This window comes from Actinoplanes campanulatus (assembly GCF_014647795.1).
Taxonomy (GTDB): domain Bacteria; phylum Actinomycetota; class Actinomycetes; order Mycobacteriales; family Micromonosporaceae; genus Actinoplanes; species Actinoplanes campanulatus.
In genome coordinates this window covers 507,604-529,690 of the sequence record NZ_BMPW01000001.1, presented here as the reverse complement: position 1 = coordinate 529,690, position 22,087 = coordinate 507,604, and the positions used below count along the sequence as shown (strand labels likewise).

Here is a 22,087-nt window from a genome sequence, read left to right as displayed (position 1 = left end):
CTCGGACGGCCGTGGCGCTCGCCGCGGAGGTCGGTGACGGGCTGTCGCGTGGCGTGCGAATTCGGGCACGGTCCACCGCCCGATCAGGGGGATCAGGAATTGGGAGCGCTCCCGGACAGGTGTCGCCCGAAAGGGGCCGACCGGCACTTCGGCATCCCCCGATCGGCTCACCGGGGCCCCTATTAGCCGCACATTACGCACCTGTGACAACGCAGTGGAATCGCTCGTTCACGCTGCGAGATCCCGCTCTCTCGGCGCCTCCGAGAATTATTCTCAGGGACATGTCCAGGGCCGATTGTCACTGAGTATCATTCCGCCTTACCTGGCGTCCCAATCGGCGTTGATCAATACGGAGGGTGATCGGCGATCTGGTGCGCCGTCTCGACCACGAACGCAGCGGAGGACCGTTGAGACCGAGTGTCCCGGAAATTCTCGCCCCGGCTTTGATCCCGGCAGGGCTCCCCGGCCGTATCTCAGGCGACGGGGAAGGGTCCGGGCGGAGGTATCGATGCATGCGGTGGTCGAGGAACGGCTCGCGCCGGAGAGGGTGCGCGTGATGGCACGGCAACACTCCGGTGGCAGGTGGCAGGCTCTGGACGGTGGCAACCAGCGGGACCAGGGCACGGTGATCCCGCGGCAGGGGCCGCGACACGAGGCCGCTCCGAGCAGTTCTCCCAGCCACGAGGACACCCTCGTGCGGACGCTCTACGAGGAGCACGCGGGCCCGCTGCTGATGTTCGTGCTGCGGCTGACCGGCGGTGACCGGCAGCGCGCCGAGGACATCGTGCAGGAGACCCTGCTCCGGGCCTGGCGCAACGCGCACCGGCTCGGCGCACAGGGCCAGCAGTCGCTGCGCCCCTGGCTGGTCACCGTGGCCCGGCGGATCGCCATCGACGAGCATCGCAGCGCCAACGCGCGCCCCGCCGAGACGTACGATCGGGAGCTGGAGAGTTTCCCGACCACGTCCGACGAGACCGACAAGGTCCTGCAGTCGATGACCGTGTCGGACGCGCTCCGGCAGTTGAGCCACTCGCACCGGGAGATCCTGATCGAGACGTACTTCCGCGGCCGTACCGTGCCGGAGGCCGCCGAGGCGCTGAACCTTCCGCTGGGCACGGCGAAGTCGCGGGTGTACTACGCGCTGCGCGCGCTGCGCACCGCGTTGCAGCAGCGGGGGGTGACGGAATGACGCAGGAGCAGCACTACGACGTCGCCTCGTACGCCCTCGGCATCCTCGATGACCGCGATGCCGCCCAGTTCGAGGACCACCTGATCGACTGCGCTCAGTGCGCGTACGAGCTGGAGTCGTTCGTCCAGGTGGCGGACGTCCTCGCGACCGTGGACGCGGAGGCCTTCGTGGCCGCCGAGCGGGCCGAGCGCGACGGCGCGGTCCTGAACCGCATGATGCGCGAGGTCGGCGTGGAGCGGCAGCGGGCCAACAGCCGCAGGCTCTACTCGCTGGCCGCCGCCGTGGTGGTCTTCGCCATGCTGTCCATCGGCGCGCTGTTCGCCGGCGGCCGGTGGCTCGCGCCGGACCAGGCGGGCACGACCGAGACCGGCGCCCAGGGCGGCGCCAGCCAGCTGGACCAGCTGCCGAGCGCCGACGGTGTGGCCATCGGTGGCACCAAACTGCCCGGCGACAACTACAGCGGCACCGACAACCGGACCAACGTCGCCGCCGCGGTCGGCCTGCTGAAGAAGGACTGGGGCACCCAGGTCTCCTTCGCGGTCGCCAACATCAGCGGGCCGAAGACGTGTGCCCTCTTCGTGGTGCGCACCGACGGCACGGCCGAGAAGGTCGCCGACTGGACGGTCACCGAGACCGGCTGGGGAACGCCCACCAACCCGACCCCGCTGATGCTCCAGGCGGTCACCGCCACCCCGCGGGACAAGATCGCGCACGTCCAGGTCCAGGAGATCACCTCGACCGGGGCCGGCGAGACGCTCGTTCGCGTTCCGTAACCGTACGACCACTAAAAGGTCCGGCCGCCCATGCGGCCGGGCCTTTTTCGCGCGCCGGGTCATCTCTTTACGTACGCCCGGTCCGGAAGGTTCAACCGAAAAATCATTGATTTGATCCACCCGAATGTTCAACCGACTTCGCACCCCCTCCGTACTACTGGCCGGAAATGGCAGAGCCATGAATCAGCCGGGAGGGCTCGTGGTACCGGAGAAGCGAAAGTTGATGGTCGTCGGTGCGGCGCTGGCGGCGGTGATCACCCTGCCCGGTTGTGCCCCGGCCGGATTCGACGCGGGCGCCGCCGACTACGGGAACGCGGCCGAACCGGCCTCGAACGACGTCCAGGCCTCGCCGGGCGCCACCGGTGAAGCCGTGGCCGCGGCCGATCCCACCGCCGAGGCGACCGCGCCGGCCGACCCGGCCGGCGGTGGCGAGGCGAACACCCCGGAGATCAGCGACGAGGTGGCCACCACCGCACTGAACGCGACGAAGGTGGCCCGGATGGGCAGCACCGTTCAGGACGAGGACGGCTTCGTGCTCTACCGCTTCGACAAGGACTCCGACGACCCGGCGAAGTCGAACTGCAACGGCGACTGCGCCAAGATCTGGCCGCCGGCGGTCACGAACGACGGCGAGCCCACCCTCAAGGGCGTCGACAAGTCCCTGGTCGGGACGGTCACCCGGGCCGACGGCACCAAGCAGCTCACCCTCAAGGGCTGGCCGCTCTACCGCTACATCGGCGACAAGAAGCCCGGTCAGTGGAAGGGCCAGAACGTCAGCGGCACCTGGTTCGTCATCACGCCCGCCGGCACCAAGAACCTGACCTGCCTGCCGGCCGTGTCGAAGCCGGTCGCTCCGCCGTCCGACGGCACCTCCGGCGAGGCCGGTAGTGGCGAGGCCGGCGGCGACTACAGCTACTGATCCGGCAGACACGAGGCATTGGAGGACATGATGAGGACCCGCCGTAGCCCCCGATGGCTGGTCGGCACCCTGGCCCTATCCCTGGCGTTCATGGTGGCGCCGGCCGGGGTGGCTCACGCCGCGGAGCCGATTCCGGTTCCGCAGACCTCAGGCCTACCGAACAAGGGCACCGGCACGCTCAGCGCGGCCGACCGTGACTTCGTGATCAAGGTGCGACTGGCCGGCCTCTGGGAGGTCCCGGCCGGCAACATGGCCGTGGAGAAGTCGAACAACGCGGCGGTCAAGAAGATCGGCCAGTCGATCGCGGCGCAGCACGTCGCGCTGGACAGCCTGGACCGCACCGCGGCCAAGAAGCTCGGGATCAGCCTGCCCAACCAGCCGAACGGCGACCAGCAGCTCTGGCTGAACGAGATGCGCACGGCGGCGACGCCGGAGCAGTTCGACCAGATCTTCATCGACCGGCTCCGCGCCGCGCACGGCAAGATCTTCCCGGCGATCGCCACGATCCGGGCCACCACGCGCAACGACACGGTCCGCGCGCTGGCACAGCAGACGAACCAGTTCGTCGCGACGCACATGACCCTGCTGGAGAGCAGCGGGATCGTCGACTACGCGGCGCTGCCCACGGCGCCGGCGCCGGCCGCCGCCGGACAGGGACCCGTCCCGATCGACAACCAGATGCTGGTCGCGGCGACCAACGGGGACAGCATCCCCGGCCTCAGCAACACCGTAATCCTGTTGGTCCTCGCTGCCGCGCTGGTGGTCGGGGTCGTAACGACCATGCGCATCTTCCGCGCGCGGTAAGTCGAAATCGCCGACGGCGACGAAGAAAGGTGTCACCCATGCGAAGGTCCAAGTACCGCCGCGCCAATTCCCCGACTTGGTTCAGCGGTCGGCGCCGCATCGCGGTCATCGGCGCTGCGGCGTTGGCGGCGTTCGGCGGCGTAGTGACCGTCACCCAGATCTCCAACGCGGCCACCGAGGACACGGTCACCGACCGGGCCATGGCGGCGTGTGACGATCTCCGGGCGCCGAAGTCCTCGCGGCTCTCCACCCAGACCCGGCGGGGCACGTACACCACGAACAACGGTCAGGTCACGCAGCACCCGGACGACGGTGCCGGTGACGTGGCGACGACCGCGGACGTGCAGAACCGCTGTCGTGAGTGGGTGCTGAACAACGTCGCCTCCGAGACCGAGGCCACCACCCTCCGGCGTAACCGCGGCAACAACGGCGGCCGGGGCAACAACAACGGTGGCGGCCAGGGCAACAACAACGGCGGCGGCGCGGCACCGAGCGCCAGCGCCGCGGCGCCCACCGACGGAGCCACCAGCGCGCCCGCCGACGGAGCGACCAGCGCCCCCGCCGATGACCAGAACCAGGGTGGCGGTGACCAGAACCAGGGTGGCGGTGACCAGAACCAGGGTGGTGGCGACCAGAACCAGGGTGGTGGCGACCAGAACCAGGGTGGTGGCGACCAGAACCAGGGCGGCAACAACGGCGGTGACAACGGTGGGGACCAGCCGGACCCCGCTCCCACCGCCACCACTCCGCCGCCCGGCGCCGGGCTCGGCATCCTGACCAACAGCTGCGACACCTCCGACCTGGAGGACCACGACGGCTTCCAGCGTGGCAACCGCTGCGTCTCGACCGAGTTCGGTGAGGTCGGCGCCGCCGCGAACAACCCGACGCTGCTGATCACCGGCGCGCCCCGGCAGGTCAACCGGAACACCCCGTTCACCCTCCAGGTGAGCACCCGGAACCTGATCCGTGACCGGTTCCTCGCGGCCGGCCAGGGCGGTTACTACGTGGAGTCCAGCGTGCTCCAGGGCGGCCTGGTCCGCGGTCACTTCCACACCGCGTGCCGGATCCTGGACAGCCAGAACCAGGCGCCCGCCCCGGACCCGGTCCCGGCGTTCTTCGTCGCGACCGAGGACAGCCAGGGCAGCGCCCAGCCGGACACCGTCGCCATCCAGGTGCCGGGTCTGCCCCAGGCGGGCACCTTCCAGTGCTCCTCGTGGGCCGGTGACGGCTCGCACCGAATCCCGATGATGGAGCGCGCCAACCAGACGCCGGCCTTCGACTCGGTCAAAATCCGGGTTCGCTGACCGACGGCAAAGACCGCGGACGCCGCTGCCGCGTCGCCGGACCGAACCGGACCGAGGTCTCCCACCCCGGTCCGGGCCCCCCTCGGTCCGGCGATCGTCCTTCCCCCTGCTGGACGAGAGCGCGGCGGGCCACCCGGCCACCACCGGGTTCGGCGCCGCAGAGGGAGACCGGACATTCTCGGGCGTCCGGTCACCACACCGATGGCCCTGACCCCGGAGCACGGTCAGGGCCATCGGTCTGCCCGCACGGAGTGTCATAGTGGCGCGGTGGAAGTCGTCCGCCGCCTGCGCCCACCCGAGCGTTACGCCTTCGCCGTCTCGGTGCGGCCACTGCTGGTCCCGAAACACGATCCCTGCGGGCGGCTCGGCGAGGACGGTCTCTGGCTCGCCATGCGTACCCCGGCCGGGCCCGCCTCGCTGCACCTGGCCCGCGCCGCCGGGGAGCTGATCGCGACCGGTCACGGGCCGGGCGCCGAATGGGCCGCCGACCGGGCCGACGCGATCGCCGGTCTCCGCGACGATCCGGGCGATCTGCCCACGCTCGCCGCGCGGCATCCGCTGGTCGCCCGTCTGGCCAAAACCTTCTCCGGGGTACGCCTACCGGCCACCGGACAGGTCTTCCCGCGACTGCTCCGCGCCGTCCTCGAGCAGAAGGTCACCGGCAAGGAGGCGCACCGGTCGTACCGTGCGGTCTGCCGGCATTTCGGTGAGCCGGCGCCGGGCCCGGCCGGTCTGCTGCTGCCACCCGATCCGGCCGTCGTGGCGGCCACCGCCTACTGGGAGTTCCATCCGTTCGGCGTCGAGCAGCGCCGCACCGAGACCCTGCTGCGGGCCGCGCGGGTCGCGGACCGGTTGGAGCGCTGCGCCGACGCGGCCGAGGCGACCACCCGGATGACCGCGCTGCCCGGGATCGGCCCGTGGACCGCCGCCGAGACGGTGCGGTACGCCTACGGCGACCCGGACGCGGTCAGCGTCGGCGACTTCCACATCCCCAACACGGTGGCCTGGGCGCTGGCCGGGGAGCCGCGCGGCACCGACGCCCGGATGCTGGAGCTGCTCGAACCGTTCCGTGGCCACCGGGGCCGGGTCTGTGGCCTGCTCGCCCTGGGTGGCATCCAGGCGCCGAAGTTCGGTCCGCGGATGCCGCTGCGGTCGTTCGCGCGGTTCTGATCCGCCACCCTCCGCTACGGTGTTCACCGAATGTGCGTTTTGTCCCGGAGGGTGGGTTGATGGGTGGCGTCGGTGTGCCGATCCTCCTGGTGCTTCTGCTGATCCTGGTCAACGCGGTGCTCACCGGCAGCGAGATGGCCCTCATCTCGTTGCGGGAGGGTCAGGTCCAGCGCCTGGAGCGGGAATCCCGCCGCGGGCGGGTGCTGGCCCGGCTCACCCGGGACGCCAACCGCTTCCTGGTCACCATCCAGATCGGCATCACCCTGGCCGGCTTCCTGGCCTCCGCCGTGGTCGCCCTCTACCTGTCGAAGCCGCTGGCCGGCCAGCTCGGCTTCGCCGGCACCGCGGCCGAGCCGGCGGCCACCTTCCTGACCACCGTGGTGCTCACCTTCGTCACGCTGGTGCTGGGCGAACTGGCGCCGAAGCGGATCGCCATGCAGCGGGCCGAGAGCTGGGCGCTGCTGGTGGCCCGGCCGCTCGACCAGCTGTCGAACTTCTCCCGCCCGGCCGTCTGGCTGCTCGGGAGGGCCACCGACGGGGTGGTGCGCCTGGCCGGCGTCGACCCGCACGCCCGGCGTGACGAGGTCACCGCCGAGGAGATCCGCGAGCTGGTCGCCGCCCAGCAGGAGATCTCCGCCGAGCAGCGGACCATCATCACCGGCGCCTTCGAGATCGCCGACCGGATCATGCGGGAGATCCTGGTGCCCCGCCGTGACGTGCTGACCCTGCCCAGCGGCCGGCCGGCCGCCGAGGCGCTTCGCATCCTGATCGACAGTGGGCACTCCCGGGCGCCGGTGATCGGCAAAGCCGGGCTGGACGATGTGATCGGCGTGGTGCATCTGCGGGACCTGGTCGGCGCCGACGGTCCGGTCGACGACGTGGCCCGGCCGCCGCTGTTCCTGCCGGAGACGCTGCGGGTCTCCGACGCGCTCATGCAGTTGCGGGCGGAACGGCAGCCGCTCGCCCTGATCGTCGACGAGCGCGGCGCCATCGACGGCATCGTCACCATCGAGGACCTGGTCGAGGAGATCGTCGGGGAGATCTACGACGAGACCGACCGGGACGTCGCCTCGACCGTACGGGAGCCGGACGGCGCCCTGCTGATGCCCGGCTCGTTCCCCATTCACGACCTGCCCGACGTCGGGTTCCGCGGCAACCCGCCGGAGGAGGGCGACTACACCACGATCGCCGGGATGGTGCTGGCCGCGCTCGGGCACATCCCGACCGAGCCGGGGGAGGTGGTGACGCTGCCCGAGTTCACCGCCGAGGTGACCGAGGTGACCGGCCGGGCCATCACCCGGGTCCGGGTCCGCGCCCTGGCCGAGTCCATCGACGCCGACTGACCTGGTGTGCGACGGATCACGTCCGGCGGCAATAGGCTTCGATGCATGACAGAGTCGTCGAACGCCTACGAGTACCTGGACAACGCCGACCCGCGGGAGCAGGCCCGGCTCGCGGCGGTGCGCCGCTACCGGCTGGTGGACCAGCCGGTCGAGGACGCGTACGACCGGATCGCCTTCGTGGCCGGCGCCCTCTTCGGCACGCCGATCGCCACCGTGTCCCTGGTCGAGCAGGACCGGGTGTGGCTGGCCGCCTGCCAGGGCCTGACCGGCGTCCGGGAGATCGGCAAGGAACCCGGCCTGTGCGCCTCGGTGATCGCGCAGGACGACGTGTACGTGATCAACGACGCCGCCGTGGACCCGCGCACCCTGGAGCACCCCCTGGTCCGGAGTGAGCTGGGCCTGCGCTTCTACGCCGCCGCACCGATCCGCACCCACGACGGTTACCGCCTCGGCACCGTCAACGTGATCGACAGCGTGCCCCGGGAGGCGAACCCGCGGCAGCTCACCGCCCTCCAGCACCTGGCCTCGATCGTCGCCGATGAACTGGAGCTGCGGCTCATGGTGATCCGCAGCGCGGCCGCCGAACAACGCATGCGGGAGACCGTGAACTGATCACCGTTCGTGGGTAATCGAAAGGCATGATCTGGACCTTCGCTCGCAGAGTCATCCTGACCGCCATTCTCGTGCCGCTCGGCGCCGCGGGAGCCCGAAGGCTCAGCGCCGCGGTCGAGCGCCGGCGCGGGCCGAACCGGGCGTCGCGCCTGCTCCGGCAGGGCGCCGACACCGTGCAGACGCTGTTCGGCCGGAAGAAGCGCCGCCGTTTCGGGTTCCGCTGAGCCCCCTGATTGGATTTCCGCCGGACCGGGTAACGGCGGCGTCATGCGCACCCCTCGCACGATCGCCGTCGTCGCCCACCAGCGGAAGAGCCTCGGTGGTGGGCTCGACGAGTTGCGCCGCCTGCTCACCGGCCGCGGCGTCGAGAATCTGATCTGGCATGAGGTCCCGAAGAGCCGGAAGGCGCCGAAACGGGTCCGTCAGGTGATCCGGGACGGCGCCGACCTGCTCGTCGTCTGGGGCGGCGACGGCATGGTCCAGCGCACCCTGGACGTACTGGCCCGGGAGAAGGGCGGCGGCCGGATCCCGGTCGCGATCATGCCGGCCGGCACCGGCAACCTGCTGGCCGGCAACCTCGGCATCCCGGAGGACCTGGAGAAGGCCGTCGAGATCGCCTTCACCGGCGAGCGCCGGCGGCTCGACCTGGGCCGGATCGCCGGCGAGCACTTCGCCGTGATGGCCGGCGTCGGCTTCGACGGCGCCATGATCAAGGACGCCGACGGCGGGCTGAAGGACCGGCTCGGCAAACTGTCGTACGTCTGGACCGGTCTGCGCCACGTCAACGGCGAGGCCCCGCGCGTGAAGATCGAAGTGGACGGCACCGCCTGGTTCGACGACGAGGCCAGCTGCGTCCTGATCGGCAACGTGGGCACCATCACCGGCGGCATCCGGGCCTTCGACGACGCGTCCCCCGACGACGGCTGGCTCGACGTCGGTGTCGCCACCGCCCAGAACGCACTCCAGTGGGCCCGCGCGCTCGGCACCATGGCGGTCACCCGCTCCGACAACTCACCGTTCGTCCGGATGACCCGCGCCCGCCGGGTCGACGTCCAACTCGGCTCCAAACTGGAGTACGAACTCGACGGTGGCGCCCGGAGCAGGACGAAGAAGTTCTCCGCCAAGGTGGTCCCGTCGGCGGTCCGGGTCTGCGTCCCGGCCGAAAAGCCTATGGCCGGGGACGCCACCGCTGCGAAAACCTGACCCTCTCGGACATCGGGAGGACGGATGGCGGGGCGGCACGTCGCGGCGGCCGGGGACGTCACCGCGATCCTCGACGCCCTCGAAACGCACCGGGTGGAGGTCTGCCTCGGTGGCGGCTGGGCGGTCGACGCGCTGCTCGGCGAACAGACCCGGGAACACTCCGACCTCGACCTGTGGGCCCCCGCGGCCCACCTGGAGTGGCTGTTCCGGGCGCTGGCCGGCCGCGGCGTCGACCGCATCTTCCCGCGGCCCGGCGACCGCCCGTGGAACTTCGTGCTGCACGACGGCGCCCGGCTCCGCGTCGACCTGCATCTGTACGAACGGCTCCCGGACGGGCGGCTGCACTTCGGCTCGCCCGCCGACGGGGTGACCTTCCCGGCCGCGGCGCTGAACGGGCAGGGCGTGATCGACGGGCAGCCGGTGCGCTGCGAGGTCCCGGAGTGGGCGGTCCGCTGGCACACCGGCTACCCGCCCCGGGCCGCCGACCGGCACGACGTGCCGCTGCTCTGCGCCCGCTTCGGCATCGCCCTGCCGGACAGCTTCTAGGCGATCTGCTGCCACCAGCCGTCGACCGGCGGCGGGTTGTCGACATCCACCCGCTCGCCCGGGCGCGGGACGGCCAGCCGAACCCCGCGGGCCTTGGCCTCGCTCCAGACCCGGTCGGCCGGCTCCGCCCAGTCGTGCAGCGCCAGGTTGAAGGTGGCCCAGTGCACCGGGATGAGCAGGCCGCCGTCCACGTCCACGTGGGTGGCGACGCCGTCCTCGGGAGTCATGTGGATGTCCGGCCAGGCGTCCCCATACGCACCCACCTGGACCAGCGTCGCGTCGAACGGGCCGTGCTCGGCGCCGATCGCGGCGAAGCCGGGGAAGTAGCCGGTGTCGCCGGAGTAGAACACCTTCCGGGTCGGGCCGGCGATCACCCAGCTCGCCCAGAGTGTCTCGTCGCGGGCCAGGCCACGGCCGGAGAAGTGCCGGGCCGGCGTCGCGGTGAACTCCACCCCGGCGACCTTGGCTCGCTCGTCCCAGTCCAGCTCCACGATCCGGGTGGGCGGGACGCCCCAGCGCTCCAGGTGCGCGCCCACCCCGAGCGGCACCAGGAAGCGGGCGGCCTGGAGGTCCACCAGCGTCTGCACGGTGGCCATGTCGAGGTGGTCGTAGTGGTCGTGGGAGATCACCACGGCGTCGATCGGCGGCAGCTCCCGCAGGGCGACCGGCGGCTCGTGCAGGCGGCGCGGGCCGGCCAGCCGGGACGGGGAGCAGCGCTCGCTCCACACCGGGTCGAGCAGCACCCGCCGGCCCTCGATCTCGATCAGCGCGGAGGAGTGTCCATACCAGGTGATGTGCAGACCCTGGGCGTCGCCGCCCGGCGGCGGGGTGAGCACCGGGACCGGCTGATGCGGACGCCGTGCCTCGCGGCCGGTCAGCGCCGCGGCGGCCAGCCGCGGCATCGACGCGGCGGTCACCTCGGAGGCCGGCACGGTGTTGCGGAACTTCCCACCGGAGAACTGCGGCGACGTCTGGACTCGGGCCAGCCGGGCGCCCCGCGCCCGGGCGCCGAGCTGCGCCGGAATGTCACGGGCGGCCCACACCGCCGCGGCGCCCAGCGCCAGAGCCATCACGGTACGGGTACGCCTTCGCTTCGCCATGTGACCCAGTCTGACCTGCCCCGGTCGGCGACTGCCACCGCCACCCTCAGCCTCCACTCAGTAAGTGACGGGTATGACACACTGCCGCGGTGACGCTCGATACCCTTCAAACGCAGCAGCACCTGATCGTGCGCCAGCGCATCCGTCTCATGGTCAACCAATACGAGGTCCACTCCGTCGACCCGGCCACCGGTGGGGAGGCGGGGATCCTCGCCTTCGCCCAGCAGAAGCGGCTGGCGTTCAAGGAGCAGGTGACCCTTTACACCGACGACACCAAGCAGACCCCGCTGCTCGGTTTCAAGGCCCGCCAGGTCATCGACCTCGGTGCCACCTACGATGTCACCGACGTGAACGGGCAGCCCATCGGCCTGTTCCGGAAGAGCTTCGCGGCCTCGCTGTTCCGGTCCACCTGGGTCCTCGAACAGCCCGGCTACGGCGAGATCACCGGCCAGGAGCGCAACCAGTGGGTGGCGATCCTGCGGCGGTTCGTGGACTCGCTGTCGTGGCTGCCCTACCACTTCGACTTCACCATCCAGGGCCGGCCGGCCTTCTCGGTGGTGCGCAAGTGGGGGCTGCGGGACACGTACCAGGTCAGCATCCACGACCCGGCCCTGGACCGCCGCCTCGTGGTGGCCATGGCCGTCGCTCTGGACGCCCTCCAGTCCCGCTGAGTCTCTCCCGGTAAGTTTTCGGGCATGGATGATCCGCGTGCCCAGCGCCTCTTCGGTGACCGCCTGGTCGCCCCCGGTGACCTGGCGTCGAATCCCTTCCGAGTGGACCGGGACCGGATCGTCAGTTCGCCCTTCCTGGCCCGTCTCGCCGAGGTCACCCAGGTGATCAGTCCCGGCGGGGCGGGCCTGCTGGTGCACAACCGGCTCACCCACAGCCTCAAGGTGGCGCAGGTGGGCCGGGCCATCGCCGACCGGCTGCGGGCCGCCGCCCCGGATCTCGCCGAGAAGCTGGGCGGCTGCGACCCGGACGTGGTCGAGGCGGCGGCGCTCGCCCACGACCTCGGGCACCCGCCGTTCGGGCATCTCGGCGAGCGGGTGCTGGACCGGCTGGCCCGGCACCGGCTCGGGCTGCCGGACGGGTTCGAGGGCAACGCCCAGTCGTACCGGATCGTGACCAGCACCGAGATCCGTGGCCAGGCGACGATCGGGCTCAACCTGACCAACGCGGTCCGGGCGGCGATCCTCAAGTACCCGTGGACCCGGCGCACCCATCCGGACCCGCACCCGCGGTTCATGGACCCGCCGCCGCGCGGTGCCGCCGCGCCGCCCGACGACCCGGACGGCGGCTCCCTCAAGTTCGGCGCCTACTCGACCGAGATCGCCGACGTGCGGGCCGCCCGGGCGCCGTTCTCCGGACGGGTCGCCGACTGGCAGCAGACCGTCGAGGCGTCCGTCATGGACACCGCCGACGACATCGCGTACGCCATCCACGACCTGGAGGACGTGCACCGTCTCGGCGTGCTCCAGCAGGGACTGGTCGCCACCGAGCTGATGACCTGGCAGCGCTGGGGCCCGGAGACCGACCTGAACCGGGCCGGCGGCGCCATCGAGTCGCTGCGCCGCCAGCTGCACCGCAAGGACGGCTGGATCGCCGACGACGACGCCTTCGCCGGGGCCGTCGAGTTGGTCCGTGCCGAACTCGTCGACGGCCTCCTGGCCCGGCCCTTCGACGGCTCCCTGGAGGCCGAGGCCCGGGTCGCCGCCTTCTCCGCGAACTGGACCCGCCGCCTCGTCGAATCGGCCGAGCTGATCGAACAGCCGGCCGTCCGCAGCGGCCACGTCCAGCTGGCCCGCGCCCAGTGGCACGAGGTGCAGATCCTCAAGTTCGTCCAGAACCGTTTCGTCCTCGAACGACCCGACCTGGCCCTGCACCAGCGCGGTCAGGGCCGGCTGCTGTCCTCCCTGGTGGAGGCCCTGCTCGCCTGGCTCACCGATCCCGACGAGGAACAGCGCCTGCCACCCCGCCTGCGTGACCTGGTCGAACTGGCCGAGGCCGAGCTCCCGGCCGGCACCCCGGGCCGTATCGCCCAGGCCCGCGGCCGTGCCGTCATCGACTTCGTGGCCGGCCTCACCGACAGCCAGGCCGTCGGCCTCCTGGAAGCCCTCTCCGGCCGCTCCCGCCAGCTATGGACCGACGCCCCCGTCCTTTGATCCCGCCGGTGGTCCAGCCGACCCACACAACCACCCACCCCCGACTAGGACGGCGGTGCACTCGCCATTCCCGCAAAACGCCGCCGGTGTCGAGGCAAGTGATTTCCCGACGCAGCGGGGTGTGCTGCGGCGGGAAATCACCTGCCTCGACACCGGTTACAAGGCGTTTTGCCGCGGAGCGAAGCGGAGCCATCAGGCCCAGCGGAGGGCCGTGGGGGCGTGGGGTGGGACCGCGGGGGAGTGCGGCGGGATCGGGTCGACGCGGCGGTAGGTGTCGCCGAGGGGCGGGCGCTGGTCCGGTTCGCCCTTGTTGGGCCAGAGGGCGGTGGCCCGTTCGGCCAGGGCGGTGATCGTGAGGGACGGGTTCACGCCCAGGTTCGCCGGGACCGTGGAGCCGTCGATCACGTGCAGGCCGGGATGTCCGAAGACCCGGTGGTACGCGTCCACCACCCCGGTCTCCGCCGACTCGCCGATGGTGGCGCCGCCGAGGATGTGCGCGGTGAGCGGGATGTTGACCACGTCGCCGAGGGTGCCGCCGGGATAGCCGCCGATCCGGTCGGCGATCCGCCGGACCGCCTCGTGGCCGACCGGGATCCAGACCGGGTTGGCCCGACCGTGCCCGAGGGTGGTGGTCAGCCGCCCGAACCGGGTGCGCCGGACCGTCAGCGAGTTGTCCAGGGTCTGCATGACCAGGGCGATGATGGTGCGCTCGCTCCACCGGCGGACCGACAGGGAGTGGCCGAAGACGACCGGATGCCGCAGCGCCTGCCACAGGAAGCGGAGCGGGCGCGGCACCCGGCCGCCGCCGTCCACCAGGATCGTCGACAGCAGGCCCATGGCGTTGCTGCGCGGGCCGTACCGGACCGGCTCGATGTGGGTGTCGGCGTCCGGGTGGAACGACGAGGTGATCGCGATGCCCTCGGAGAAGGGCCGCTCCGGCACGTCCTTGGTGGCCGCGCCGAGCAGGGCCTCGGAGTTGGTGCGGGTGAGCCGGCCGAGCCGGCCGGAGAGCCCGGGCAGCACACCGGAGTCCTTCATGGCGTGCAGCAGCCGCTGGGTGCCGAGCGCGCCCGCCGCGAGGATCACCTGGCCGGCCGTGAAGACGCCGGACCGGGTCTGGAGCCGCCAGCCGTCGCCGTCCGGGCGCAGCGCGGTGACCTCGGTGTCCGGGTGCACCACGGCCCCGGCGCGCTCGGCCAGGTAGAGGTAGTTGACGTCCAGCCGGTTCTTGGCGCCGACGGCGCAGCCGATCATGCAGTTGCCGCACTCGACGCAACCGGTGCGGTCCGGGCCGGCGCCACCGAAGTAGGGGTCCGGCACGGTCTTCCCCGGCTCGCCGAAGAACACCCCGACCGGGGTACGCCGGAACGTGTGGCCCACCCCCATGTCCTCGGCCACCTGCTGGATCACCACGTCGGAGGCGGTCATGCTGGGCTGCTCGGTGACGCCCAGCATCCGTGACGCCTGGTCGTAGAAGGGGTCGAGCTCGGCGGCCCAGTCGGTGATCCCGGACCAGTGCGGGTCGGCGAAGAACGGCGCGGGTGGCCTATAGAGGGTGTTGGCGTAGACCAGCGATCCGCCGCCGACCCCGGCCGCGGACAGCACCATGATGTCCTTGAGCAGGGTGATCCGTTGCATGCCGCGCAGCCCGAGTCGCGGGGCCCAGAGGAAGCTGCGCAGGTCCCAGGAGGTCTTGGGCAGGGTGTCGCGGGTGAACCGGCGGCCGGCCTCGAGCACGCCGACCCGGTAGCCCTTCTCCGCCAGCCGCAGTGCGCTGACGCTGCCACCGAAGCCGCTGCCGACGATCACGATGTCGTAGTGCGTCATCGTGCCACCTAAGCATTACCGGCCGGTAACCCTCAATATCTCAGCGCCGGTAGATACGGATGGAGTGGCCGACGTTCCCGATCTCGGTGCTGCTCTCGATCCAGCTCTTCAGCCGGGGCCCGGCGAGCGCCACCCGCGAGTCGGAGACCACGAGCAGCCCGCGCACCTGGTCGTCGGGGACGGCGTACGGATCACGCGCCTCGATCCCGTAGTACCCCGGCACACCGGAGCCCTTGTAGACGAGCCACACCTGCTCGCCCGGATGGTCGGTGCGCAGCCGCTGCCCGAGCCGGGCGAGGTCCTGCCCCCAGTCGACGTTGGCGTCGTGCAGGTTCAGGTGGGTCCGGTCCGTCCCGCCGAACGCCTCGTTCGAGTAGGGCAGGTAGTAGGGGAACGTCAGCAGCGAGCTGACCGCCACGGCGAGCACCAGCAGTGCCGTGGTGATCCGCGCCCACCTGAGGCGGATCAGCGCGACCGTACCGGCGGCCACGGCCAGGAACATGGGCAGGAAGATCGAGTAGCGGGTGCCGTAGTTCCGCTCCCCGGTCATGCCGACCGCCACCAGCAGCGCGGAGACCGGCAGCACGTAGAGCGCGGCGGCCCGCAGCCGCGGGATCACGATCATGGTGACCGTGCCGGCCAGCCAGAGCGCCAGCATCCCGAGCGGCGTCTTGATCATGATCGCGGCCGGCAGGTAATACCACGGCGAGCCCTTGTAGGCCTCACCCAGCAGGAACCCGTTGAACGACCGGTTCTCGAACTTGAACTGGATCAGCATCCCGTCCTGGTAGGCCTGCGGGAACGGCAGCAGGTCCACGGCCAGCCGTTTCAGCTCGTGGATCTGCTCCAGGCCGGCCGGGGTGGTCCAGCGCAGCCGCGGATCCACCATCAGATAGGTGATCCACACCACGGCCACCGCGATCACCCCGGCGCCCAGCGCCGCTCCCGCGGCGATCAACAGACGGCGGCCGCGCTGATCGGTCCGGTTGCGCCAGGTCGACAGTCCGGCCAGGAGCGCCAGCAACGGTACGGCGGGGAGCACGCTCATCCTGGTCGCCAGCGCCGCACCGAGAGCGGCCCCGGCCAGGGGCACGTAGAGCGCCGGCCGGGTGCGGGCGCGCCAGGCCAGCCAGAAGGCGGTCAGCAGCATCCCGGCGGCGGGCACGTCCAGGGTGGCCAGCGAGCCGTGCGCGATCACGTCGGGGGAGAAGCTGTAGAGGGCCAGGGCGATCAGCCCGGCGAGCGGCCCGGCCACGTCCCGGGCGAAGGCCAGCACCACCAGCCCGAAGAGCAGGGTGAGCAGGATGACCGGCAGGCGGGCCAGGAGCATCAGCCGGAACGGGTTGTTGCCGGTCTCGTACAGCAGGTGCCGGCCCAGCCGGGTCTGGTTGCCCGGGTAGGCCGGGTCCAGCTCGGCCCCGGCCAGCGCCGTCCCGGCCGCGATGATCAGCTTGCCGAGCGGCGGATGCTCCGGGTTGTAGCGCAGGCTGTGCTGCTGCCGGTACACCTCGGCGGTGGCCACGTAGACCGGCTCGTCGATGGTCGGCGACTGCTGGACCGCGGTGGTGACCATGGCGAACGCCATCTGCCCCAGCATCGCCAGAACCGCCAGGAGATGGATCAGGCGGCGTCGTGGCATCGGGCCAATCTAGCCCGGCCACCGGGCGGAACGAGAGCACCCCCGGCGGACCGGCCGCCGGGGGTGCGTCACCGCGTGGGTGTCAGACCGTGGAAGGGACGCGCCGGCCCTCGTCCTGGCCCGCCTCGAACTCCTCGTAGGCGGCCTGGGCGGCGGCCAGCTTCGCGGGGAACTGCTGGCAGGCGCGGAACAGCTTGAAGATGAGGAACGCCTCGAAGGCGAGCAGGCCGGCGCCGATCGCGATGGTGACCGGGAAGATCAGGCCGGTGATCGGGCCGATGATGAAGACCGTCATCTCGTACTCGATGCCGCTGATCAGGTGCGTGCGGATCCGGTTGCGGCGCAGCGTCGCGCCGATCCGGTTCTTCAGCGAGCCGCCGCCGGTGGGCGCCGGGGCGGGCTCCGGCATCTCGTCGACCGGCTCGGCCATCGCGGCGGCCGGCTCGGCCTGCACCCGTACCGGCTCGAGGTACGCGGTGAGCTGGTCCTTCATGCTCTTCCGGACCTTGGTCATCTGGGCGCTGTTCAGGTAACGGAACAGGTCCAGGAAGATCGCCACGGACATCAGCCAGAGGTACGCGACGTTGTCGGTCTTCGCGTACTGACCGCCGAAGAGGCAGAGGGCGATGATGAAGACCCGGACCCGGTCGAGGACGAAGTCGAGCCACTGCCCGAACATCGTCCCGGTGCCGTTCAGCCGCGCGATCTTGCCGTCCATGCAGTCGACCACGAAGCTGATGTGGAACAGGATTCCACCGGCGACGAGGTACCACCGCTCACCGACGGCGAAACAGGCGGCCGCGCCGAAGCCGAAGATCGACGCGACGAGGGTCAGAATGTTGGGCGTGATCCACCGGTACGGCGCCACCAGACGCACCAGTCGCGACGCCAGGGGGTCGACCAGAAGCACGGTCCACCACGCGTCGACCGGTTTGTAGGTCCGTTCCCGGATCTCCTGCAAGGTCACCTTCACCCGCGGCACTTTATCCCTTAATCCCATGAAAACGCTATGTACCCCGTCGGTTCACCAAGGTCACTACCAGCGGTAACGTCGATCGCGGCGGGGGGTAGCCGAATTCTGCTCAGTTATTACGAACCGGTGTCGATTCCGGACACGCACCCGCAGACTCTACGCCCGGCCCGCGCGCAACTCCGCGCCGACGTCGTGCAGGTGCCGCAGCGCCTGCCGGTACGACTCCAGCAGTCCGGTCATCTCGTACGGCACGCCGATCTCGGCGCAGTAGTCGCGCACGATCGGCTGGGCCGCCCGCAGGTTCGGCATCGGCATGGCCGGGAACAGGTGGTGCTCGATCTGGTAGTTCAGCCCGCCCAGCGCCACGTCGACGAACCGCCCACCACGTACGTTCCGCGAGGTCAGGACCTGCTTGCGGAGGTAGTCCTCGGTGCCGTCCGGATGCGGCATGCCCTTGTGGTTGGGGGCGAAGGTGAGCCCCAGGTAGACACCGAACAGCGCCTGGTGCACCACCAGGAAGGCCAGCGCCTGCAGCGGGGACAGCACGATCAGGAGCGCGGCGGCGTACCCGATGAAGTGGAGCCCCAGCAGCGCGGACTCCAGGCCGCGCCGCTTGACCGACCCGGCACGCAGCGCGCGGACGCTGTCCCGCTTGAGCGACATTCCCAGCAGGGTGAGCAGCGGGAAGAAGAACCAGGCCTGATAGCGGACCAGGAAGCCCTTGCCGCGGGCGTGCTCCACCGACCAGACCAGCGCGGCCGGGCTGACGTCCGGGTCGAGGTCGTCGTGGTTCGGATTGGCGTGGTGCTTGGTGTGCTTGTCCATCCAGTAGCCGTAGGACATGCCGATCGCCAGGTTCCCGGCGATCAGCCCGGCGCGGGCGCTCGGCGCGTTGGTGCGGAACACCTGCCGGTGCGCCAGGTCGTGTGCCACCAGACCCACCTGGGTGAAGACGACGGCCAGGAAGACGGCCACCGCCAGCGTCCACCACGAGGCGCCGACCAGGGCGAACACGGTCCAGCCGCCGAGGTAGGCGAGGGCGACCAGAATCAGGCGTACGGCGTAGTGGCCGGGCCGGCGGCGCAGGAGGCCGGCGGCGTTGATCCGGCGGTTGAGTTCGGCGAAGTCGCTGCCGGACCGTGTTTCGGCTGTCGTCGTCATGCATACAGATAACCAACGTGGCACCACCGGGACAGGAGTGTCAGCCCCCAGTGCTCCGGTAGGGCTGGCACTACCGACATCCTGGCGGCGTACGGCCAGGATGGGGGCATGGACTCGCGTGACTGGATCCGCGACGGCCTGCACGCCGTAGCGGGCGCGGCGCTGGCCGTCCCCCTGGCCATCGTCAACATCCCGCTCTTCGTGCTCTTCGTGGTGTCGCTCGTGCTGACTCCGGTGCTCGGGCTCGGGCTGGTGCTGCTGCCGCTGGTGACCATGCTGATCCGGGCGCGCGCCGACCTGGCCCGGCGCCTGGCGGCCGGCTACCGGGTGGTGATCGCCCGCCCGTACCGGCCGCGCCCGGAGCGGGCGGTGCCGGGCGGCATCCGGCACTACCGGTGGCTGGTCACCGACCCGGCCACCTGGCGGGACGCGGCGTGGCTGCTGCCCGGGGCGATCGCCGGGCTGGCCCTCGCGCTGGTGTCACTGGGCATCGTCGCCTACGGGGCGGAGGGCATCCTGCTCATCCCGCTCTGGGTGTCGCTCGGCGTCGACGGCTACGGCTACGGCGTGATCTGGCCGATCGACACCATCGGCGAGGGTTTCCTGTCCCTGCCGCAGGGCGCGGCGATCCTGGCCATCGGTGTGGCGGCGGCGCCCCACCTGCGGCAGGCGGAGGCGTACACGGCCCGGCTCTTCCTGGCCCCGACCCGCGCCGCCGAACTGCGCCTGCGGGTCAGCCAGCTCACCGTCACCCGGGCCGACACGGTCGACGCGCAGGCCGCCGAACTGCGCCGGATCGAACGGGATCTGCACGACGGAGCCCAGGCCCGGCTGGTGTCGCTGGGCATGACCATCGGGCTGGCCGAGGAGATCATCGACGCCGACCCGGCCACCGCCCGCAAACTGCTCGCCGAGGCCCGGGAGAACAGCACGACAGCCCTGCACGAGCTGCGTCACCTGGTCCGCGGCATCCATCCGCCGGTGCTCGCCGAGCGCGGCCTTGCGGGTGCCGTGCGGGCGCTGGCCATGGCGTGTGCGATCCCGGCCACGGTCACCGCCTCGCTGCCCGGCCGGCTGGACACGCCCGTCGAGTCGGCCGCCTACTTCGCGGTCGCCGAGGCGCTGGCCAACGCGACCCGGCACTCCGGCGCCGGCAACGCCGCCGTGGAGCTCTGGCACACCGGGGACCTGCTGCTCCTGCGGGTCAGCGACGACGGGCGGGGCGGGGCCGACCCGGACCGCGGGACCGGGCTGCGGGGGATCGAACGCAGACTCGCCGCCTTCGATGGCACGATGAGCCTGTCCAGCCCGCTGGGCGGACCGACCGTCGTGACCATGGAGCTGCCGTGCGCGTTGTCATCGCCGAGGACCTCGCCCTCCTCCGGGACGGTCTGACCCGGCTTCTGCGGGCGTACGACTTCGAGGTGGTGGCCGCCGTCGAGGACGGGCCGTCCCTGCTGCCCGCCCTCGTCGAGCACCGGCCGGACGTGGCCGTCGTCGACGTCCGGCTGCCACCGACCTTCACCGACGAGGGCCTCCAGGCGGCCATCGAGGCCCGGACCGTGGTCCCCGGCCTGCCGGTGCTCGTCCTCTCCCAGCACGTCGAGCCGCTCTACGCCCGGGAGCTGCTCACCGACCGCCGGGGTGGGGTCGGCTACCTGCTCAAGGACCGGGTGGCGAACGTGGCCCAGTTCATCGACGGGGTGCGCCGGGTGGCGTCCGGCGGCACCGTGATGGACCCCGAGGTGGTCGGTCAGCTCCTGGCCCGGCACCAGCCGCCGCTGGCCGCCCTGACCGTCCGCGAGCGGGAGGTGCTCGGGCTGATGGCCGAGGGGCGGTCCAACGGGGCGATCGCCACCAAGCTCTTCGTCGGCGACAAGGCGGTCAGCAAGCACATCAACAGCATCTTCACGAAGCTGGGGCTGCCGCCGTCGGACGACGACCACCGCCGGGTGCTGGCCGTCCTGGCCTATCTCAACGGCTGAGCCTCGCTATCCGGCCGTCCTGCCCGGAGGCCCAGCAGGAGCCGTCCGCGGTGCAGGCCACCGCGTCGAAGCTGCCGGTGTCGAACCGTCGCCAGGTGACCCCGCCGTCGTGGGAGACGTCGCTGCCGGTCGGCCCGACCGCCAGCGCGGTCCGGCCACGCCAGGCCACCCCGGACCGGTACTCGCCGGGAACCGTGCGGGAGACGGTCCAGTGCCGGCCGCCGTCCCGGGTGACCGCCGAGCCGTCCGGCGCCGCCGTGGGCGCCGCGTAGTCGCCGCCGACCGCGAGTCCGTGCCGCGGGTCCCGGAACGCCAGCGAGTAGATCCCGGCGCTCGGGCCGCTGGGCACCGGTGACCCGGTGACCGTCCAGCTCCGGCCACCGTCGCGGGAGGCGAACACCCGGGCGGTGGCGTCGCCGCCGGTGGCGAACCAGGCGTGCCCGCCGGCCGAGACCAGGCAGGTGCCGCTGGCCGCGAAGGCGAACTCGCCGGGCAGCGCGTCCGGCATGCCGTCGGTGGGACGGACCCGCCAGGTACGGCCGCCGTCGGAGGTGGCCAGGATCCGGAACCTCCCGCCGACCGGGTCGGACAGCGCCAGGCCGTGCCGGCGGTCCAGGAAGGTCATGCAGTCGTAGAAGGCGGCCGGTTCGTCGTTGCGGAACGTCTCGGTCCAGGTGGCGCCGCCGTCCGCGGTCGCGTAGATCCGGGAGTCCGCGCCGTTGCCGATGGTGAGGGCGACCGCGTGCCGGGCGTCGGCCGCCTCGATGTCGCGGAACTGGAGCGCGGCGGCCTCGGGCGGCCCGACCGAGGCCCAGGTGCGACCGCCGTCGACGGTGCGCAGCACGGTTCCGGCGGAGCCGGCCGCCCACGCGACCTTCCCGCTGACCGGGGCCAGACCACGGAACCGGGCGGTGACCCCGGTGTCGGTGAGCTGCCAGGAGGGCCCGCGGTCCGGGGTGAATCCGAAACCGCCGAGCATGACGAGAGCGAGCGCTGCTATGGACAGTTTTCGATGCGGCGTCATGTCCGCCGAACCTACCGGGTCAAGCGGCGGATTTCGATGGACTCGGGGACGGCGTGGGTGGCCGCCGGTCGTCCTCACCGGACAGCAGACGGTTCGCGAGCAGCCCGCCGCCCAGCACCGCGACCGCGGCGATCATGGCGGCGATGCCCTGGGTCACCGGGCGCGGCCGCTGTCCGGGCATCCGCCGGAACCCGTCCGGTGGTTCGGCCATCGATGTCTCCCTCCAGCGCCCCTCGTCAGTTACTAACGTTCCGAGGTCTCCTTCGGGTGTCACCCGTACCGGGTCGCCCGAACAACCGGGTATGAAGCCATGTGTCCGGCATTCACGATTGAGGGAGGTTTCGTCAGGAGGT

The 22,087-nt window shown here is 71.4% G+C and carries 22 protein-coding genes; 15 read left to right on the top strand and 7 right to left on the bottom strand.

The features are described from left to right. The first annotated feature begins 508 nt into the window (after positions 1-508). The 11 genes from IEZ13_RS02315 to IEZ13_RS02265 all read left to right on the top strand — a co-directional run bounded on the left by IEZ13_RS02315 (position 509) and on the right by IEZ13_RS02265 (position 9,863). On the top strand, positions 509-1,189 hold the full coding sequence (locus IEZ13_RS02315; RefSeq protein WP_183216144.1) for a sigma-70 family RNA polymerase sigma factor: 681 nt from the start codon (positions 509-511) through the stop codon (positions 1,187-1,189). Next, complete coding sequence (locus tag IEZ13_RS02310) at positions 1,186-1,962, top strand: hypothetical protein (RefSeq protein ID WP_183216142.1); 777 nt, start codon at positions 1,186-1,188, stop codon at positions 1,960-1,962. The genes IEZ13_RS02315 and IEZ13_RS02310 overlap by 4 nt, the downstream gene beginning before the upstream one ends. A gap of 223 nt (positions 1,963-2,185) precedes the next feature. Beyond that, the gene (locus tag IEZ13_RS02305; RefSeq protein ID WP_183216140.1) at positions 2,186-2,881 is read left to right on the top strand and encodes a hypothetical protein; all 696 of its coding nucleotides are present in this window, start codon (positions 2,186-2,188) and stop codon (positions 2,879-2,881) included. Between the two features lie 30 nt (positions 2,882-2,911). Further along, positions 2,912-3,685, top strand: coding sequence for a DUF4142 domain-containing protein (locus IEZ13_RS02300; RefSeq protein WP_183216139.1), 774 nt, complete (start codon positions 2,912-2,914; stop codon positions 3,683-3,685). A 38-nt stretch (positions 3,686-3,723) separates the two neighbouring features. Continuing rightward, positions 3,724-4,989: a Pecanex-like protein 1 gene (locus IEZ13_RS02295; RefSeq protein WP_183216137.1), complete on the top strand. Its 1,266-nt coding sequence runs from the start codon at positions 3,724-3,726 to the stop codon at positions 4,987-4,989. Positions 4,990-5,190: 201 nt separating this feature from the next. Further along, entirely contained in the window at positions 5,191-6,159 is a 969-nt protein-coding gene (locus tag IEZ13_RS02290; protein ID WP_372441812.1) for a DNA-3-methyladenine glycosylase family protein, read from the top strand. A 59-nt stretch (positions 6,160-6,218) separates the two neighbouring features. Then, entirely contained in the window at positions 6,219-7,502 is a 1,284-nt protein-coding gene (locus tag IEZ13_RS02285; protein ID WP_183216133.1) for a hemolysin family protein, read from the top strand. A 45-nt stretch (positions 7,503-7,547) separates the two neighbouring features. After that, positions 7,548-8,114 carry a GAF domain-containing protein gene (locus IEZ13_RS02280; protein WP_183216131.1) on the top strand — a complete coding sequence of 189 codons (567 nt, stop codon included), beginning with the start codon at positions 7,548-7,550 and terminating at the stop codon, positions 8,112-8,114. Between the two features lie 26 nt (positions 8,115-8,140). After that, the gene (locus tag IEZ13_RS02275; RefSeq protein ID WP_183216129.1) at positions 8,141-8,338 is read left to right on the top strand and encodes a hypothetical protein; all 198 of its coding nucleotides are present in this window, start codon (positions 8,141-8,143) and stop codon (positions 8,336-8,338) included. Between the two features lie 43 nt (positions 8,339-8,381). Further along, the gene (locus IEZ13_RS02270; RefSeq protein ID WP_183216127.1) at positions 8,382-9,317 is read left to right on the top strand and encodes a diacylglycerol/lipid kinase family protein; all 936 of its coding nucleotides are present in this window, start codon (positions 8,382-8,384) and stop codon (positions 9,315-9,317) included. Between the two features lie 24 nt (positions 9,318-9,341). After that, a complete protein-coding gene (locus tag IEZ13_RS02265) occupies positions 9,342-9,863 on the top strand; it encodes a nucleotidyltransferase domain-containing protein (protein WP_183216125.1) in 522 nt (173 codons plus the stop codon). Here the strand turns inward: IEZ13_RS02265 and IEZ13_RS02260 are convergent. Beyond that, a complete protein-coding gene (locus tag IEZ13_RS02260; RefSeq protein WP_183216124.1) occupies positions 9,860-10,963 on the bottom strand; it encodes an MBL fold metallo-hydrolase in 1,104 nt (367 codons plus the stop codon). The genes IEZ13_RS02265 and IEZ13_RS02260 overlap by 4 nt on opposite strands. 149 nt (positions 10,964-11,112) lie before the next feature. On the opposite strand from IEZ13_RS02260, the gene IEZ13_RS02255 reads away from it, so the two are divergent. Together IEZ13_RS02255 and IEZ13_RS02250 are read left to right on the top strand one after the other, a co-directional pair. Next, positions 11,113-11,634, top strand: a complete 522-nt coding sequence (locus tag IEZ13_RS02255; protein WP_221245023.1) for an LURP-one-related family protein — start codon at positions 11,113-11,115, stop codon at positions 11,632-11,634. A 24-nt stretch (positions 11,635-11,658) separates the two neighbouring features. Further along, the gene (locus IEZ13_RS02250) at positions 11,659-13,125 is read left to right on the top strand and encodes a deoxyguanosinetriphosphate triphosphohydrolase family protein (RefSeq protein WP_183216120.1); all 1,467 of its coding nucleotides are present in this window, start codon (positions 11,659-11,661) and stop codon (positions 13,123-13,125) included. Between the two features lie 192 nt (positions 13,126-13,317). Here the strand turns inward: IEZ13_RS02250 and IEZ13_RS02245 are convergent, their stop codons facing one another. From IEZ13_RS02245 to IEZ13_RS02230, 4 genes are all read right to left on the bottom strand, one after another. Continuing rightward, complete coding sequence (locus IEZ13_RS02245; RefSeq protein ID WP_183216118.1) at positions 13,318-14,952, bottom strand: GMC oxidoreductase; 1,635 nt, start codon at positions 14,950-14,952, stop codon at positions 13,318-13,320. Between the two features lie 40 nt (positions 14,953-14,992). Next, positions 14,993-16,591, bottom strand: coding sequence for a phospholipid carrier-dependent glycosyltransferase (locus tag IEZ13_RS02240; RefSeq protein ID WP_183216117.1), 1,599 nt, complete (start codon positions 16,589-16,591; stop codon positions 14,993-14,995). An 82-nt stretch (positions 16,592-16,673) separates the two neighbouring features. After that, positions 16,674-17,564, bottom strand: a complete 891-nt coding sequence (locus tag IEZ13_RS02235) for a CDP-alcohol phosphatidyltransferase family protein (RefSeq protein ID WP_183216116.1) — start codon at positions 17,562-17,564, stop codon at positions 16,674-16,676. A 156-nt stretch (positions 17,565-17,720) separates the two neighbouring features. Beyond that, complete coding sequence (locus IEZ13_RS02230; RefSeq protein ID WP_183216114.1) at positions 17,721-18,725, bottom strand: fatty acid desaturase family protein; 1,005 nt, start codon at positions 18,723-18,725, stop codon at positions 17,721-17,723. Positions 18,726-18,833: 108 nt separating this feature from the next. On the opposite strand from IEZ13_RS02230, the gene IEZ13_RS02225 reads away from it, so the two are divergent. Together IEZ13_RS02225 and IEZ13_RS02220 are read left to right on the top strand one after the other, a co-directional pair. Next, entirely contained in the window at positions 18,834-20,120 is a 1,287-nt protein-coding gene (locus IEZ13_RS02225; RefSeq protein ID WP_183216112.1) for a sensor histidine kinase, read from the top strand. Then, entirely contained in the window at positions 20,072-20,710 is a 639-nt protein-coding gene (locus IEZ13_RS02220; protein WP_183216110.1) for a response regulator transcription factor, read from the top strand. The genes IEZ13_RS02225 and IEZ13_RS02220 overlap by 49 nt, the downstream gene beginning before the upstream one ends. On the opposite strand, the gene IEZ13_RS02215 is transcribed toward IEZ13_RS02220, so the two are convergent. Both IEZ13_RS02215 and IEZ13_RS02210 read right to left on the bottom strand, forming a co-directional pair. Further along, positions 20,700-21,734 (bottom strand): sialidase family protein, encoded by a 1,035-nt coding sequence (locus IEZ13_RS02215; RefSeq protein ID WP_229794410.1) that lies wholly within the window; start codon positions 21,732-21,734, stop codon positions 20,700-20,702. The genes IEZ13_RS02220 and IEZ13_RS02215 overlap by 11 nt on opposite strands. A gap of 19 nt (positions 21,735-21,753) precedes the next feature. Then, positions 21,754-21,945, bottom strand: coding sequence for a hypothetical protein (locus IEZ13_RS02210; RefSeq protein ID WP_183216108.1), 192 nt, complete (start codon positions 21,943-21,945; stop codon positions 21,754-21,756). Positions 21,946-22,087 lie beyond the last annotated feature (142 nt).

Coding starts and splice junctions, on each gene's coding strand:
- IEZ13_RS02290 (WP_372441812.1), top strand. CDS start 5,191: ATGGCCCTGACCCCGGAGCACGGTCAGGGCCATCGGTCTGCCCGCACG.
- IEZ13_RS02265 (WP_183216125.1), top strand. CDS start 9,342: ATGGCGGGGCGGCACGTCGCGGCGGCCGGGGACGTCACCGCGATCCTC.
- IEZ13_RS02225 (WP_183216112.1), top strand. CDS start 18,834: ATGGACTCGCGTGACTGGATCCGCGACGGCCTGCACGCCGTAGCGGGC.
- IEZ13_RS02305 (WP_183216140.1), top strand. CDS start 2,186: ATGGTCGTCGGTGCGGCGCTGGCGGCGGTGATCACCCTGCCCGGTTGT.
- IEZ13_RS02240 (WP_183216117.1), bottom strand. CDS start 16,591: ATGCCACGACGCCGCCTGATCCATCTCCTGGCGGTTCTGGCGATGCTG.
- IEZ13_RS02270 (WP_183216127.1), top strand. CDS start 8,382: ATGCGCACCCCTCGCACGATCGCCGTCGTCGCCCACCAGCGGAAGAGC.
- IEZ13_RS02275 (WP_183216129.1), top strand. CDS start 8,141: ATGATCTGGACCTTCGCTCGCAGAGTCATCCTGACCGCCATTCTCGTG.
- IEZ13_RS02245 (WP_183216118.1), bottom strand. CDS start 14,952: ATGACGCACTACGACATCGTGATCGTCGGCAGCGGCTTCGGTGGCAGC.
- IEZ13_RS02310 (WP_183216142.1), top strand. CDS start 1,186: ATGACGCAGGAGCAGCACTACGACGTCGCCTCGTACGCCCTCGGCATC.
- IEZ13_RS02280 (WP_183216131.1), top strand. CDS start 7,548: ATGACAGAGTCGTCGAACGCCTACGAGTACCTGGACAACGCCGACCCG.
- IEZ13_RS02315 (WP_183216144.1), top strand. CDS start 509: ATGCATGCGGTGGTCGAGGAACGGCTCGCGCCGGAGAGGGTGCGCGTG.
- IEZ13_RS02300 (WP_183216139.1), top strand. CDS start 2,912: ATGAGGACCCGCCGTAGCCCCCGATGGCTGGTCGGCACCCTGGCCCTA.
- IEZ13_RS02215 (WP_229794410.1), bottom strand. CDS start 21,734: ATGACGCCGCATCGAAAACTGTCCATAGCAGCGCTCGCTCTCGTCATG.
- IEZ13_RS02285 (WP_183216133.1), top strand. CDS start 6,219: ATGGGTGGCGTCGGTGTGCCGATCCTCCTGGTGCTTCTGCTGATCCTG.
- IEZ13_RS02255 (WP_221245023.1), top strand. CDS start 11,113: ATGGTCAACCAATACGAGGTCCACTCCGTCGACCCGGCCACCGGTGGG.
- IEZ13_RS02250 (WP_183216120.1), top strand. CDS start 11,659: ATGGATGATCCGCGTGCCCAGCGCCTCTTCGGTGACCGCCTGGTCGCC.
- IEZ13_RS02295 (WP_183216137.1), top strand. CDS start 3,724: ATGCGAAGGTCCAAGTACCGCCGCGCCAATTCCCCGACTTGGTTCAGC.
- IEZ13_RS02260 (WP_183216124.1), bottom strand. CDS start 10,963: ATGGCGAAGCGAAGGCGTACCCGTACCGTGATGGCTCTGGCGCTGGGC.
- IEZ13_RS02230 (WP_183216114.1), bottom strand. CDS start 18,725: ATGACGACGACAGCCGAAACACGGTCCGGCAGCGACTTCGCCGAACTC.
- IEZ13_RS02210 (WP_183216108.1), bottom strand. CDS start 21,945: ATGGCCGAACCACCGGACGGGTTCCGGCGGATGCCCGGACAGCGGCCG.